At 46.4% G+C, this 1,458-nt stretch carries 2 protein-coding genes; both read left to right on the forward strand.

All coding sequences use genetic code 11. From position 1 onward, the window contains the following. The first annotated feature begins 102 nt into the window (after positions 1-102). Positions 103-1,011: a sulfate adenylyltransferase subunit CysD gene (gene cysD / locus Q1K24_RS08555; RefSeq protein WP_300368881.1), complete on the forward strand. Its 909-nt coding sequence runs from the start codon at positions 103-105 to the stop codon at positions 1,009-1,011. Positions 1,012-1,061: 50 nt separating this feature from the next. After that, positions 1,062-1,421, forward strand: a complete 360-nt coding sequence (locus Q1K24_RS08560; RefSeq protein WP_300368884.1) for a four helix bundle protein — start codon at positions 1,062-1,064, stop codon at positions 1,419-1,421. The last annotated feature ends 37 nt before the right edge of the window (positions 1,422-1,458 follow it).

Consider the following 1,458-nt stretch of genomic DNA (forward strand, 5'->3'; position numbering starts at 1 on the left):
ATGTTTATTGTGGACCTTTTTGCTGGAAATATTGATGTACAAATATTGTTTTAAAAGAATTTTTATATAATCGTACTCCAAATAACGATAAAAAGACTTTAAATGATAAAAACAAAAATGACCCATCTCAAGCAACTTGAGGCTGAAAGTATCTACATACTCCGCGAAGTGGCAGCGAACTTTTCCAATCCGGTGATGATGTACTCCATCGGAAAAGACAGCTCGGTGATGCTGCATCTGGCGATGAAAGCCTTTTACCCGGCCAAACCACCGTTTCCATTGCTGCATGTCGATACACTCTGGAAATTTAAAGAGATGATCGAGTTTCGTGATCGGCGTGTCAAAGAATTGGGCGTGGACCTGGTGGTGCACAGCAATCCTGAAGGCATCGAAATGGGGATCAATCCGTTCATTCACGGTTCGAAAGTGCATACCGATATTATGAAAACCCAGGCATTGAAGCAGGCACTGAATGCAGGCGGTTACGATGCAGTGATCGGGGGAGCGCGCCGAGACGAGGAAAAGAGCCGTGCCAAGGAGCGTATCTTTTCGTTTCGGGACAAAAACCACCGATGGGATCCGAAGCATCAAAGGCCGGAACTCTGGAGCCTGTTCAATACGAAAATCGACAAGGGAGAGAGTGTACGCGTATTTCCGCTTTCGAATTGGACGGAACTGGATATCTGGCAGTATATCTATCTCGAAAACATTCCCATTGTGCCGCTCTATTTCGCCAAAGAGCGTCCTGTCGTGGAGTATGAAGGGGCCAAGATCATGGTCGACGACGACCGGATGCCCGAAGAGCTGCGAAAAAAAGCGAAAATGGAGAAGGTGCGTTTCAGAACCCTCGGATGCTACCCTCTCAGCGGCGCCATCGAATCGAACGCCGAAACACTTCCCGAAATCATCCAGGAGATGCTGCTGAGCCGCAACAGCGAACGCGAAGGCCGCCTGATCGACAAAGACCAGGAGGGGTCGATGGAGAAGAAGAAAATAGAAGGGTATTTTTAGCGATTCGCTATTCGTCGTTCGCTGTTCGTATTCGTTGGGAGGAACTAGTTGTGAAATGTGAAAATCTAGAGGTATGGAAGAAAGCGGCAGCTTTGAGTGCGGATATTTATTTGCATTTGGCCGAGTTGAAAGATTTTGGTTTCAAGGATCAGTTAACACGATCGGGTCTTTCGGTGCCAAGTAATATCGCGGAGGGAATGGAACGGATTTCCGAACAAGAAAAAATACGTTTCCTCGATATCGCCAGAGCTTCCACCGCGGAAGCAGCTACGCAGATATACATCGGAATGAAAATAGGATATATACAAAAAGAGGCAGGAAAAAAGTGGATAGAAGATCTCGACCACATTGCTAAAATGCTCAGCTCTCTAATTGGAACAATCAAGCAATCAAGGACCCAAGGAAACTAATATGCCAAAAACGACCAGCCAACAGCGAACAGCGAAT

Source organism: Hydrogenimonas sp. (assembly GCF_029932565.1).
GTDB lineage: Bacteria > Campylobacterota > Campylobacteria > Campylobacterales > Hydrogenimonadaceae > Hydrogenimonas.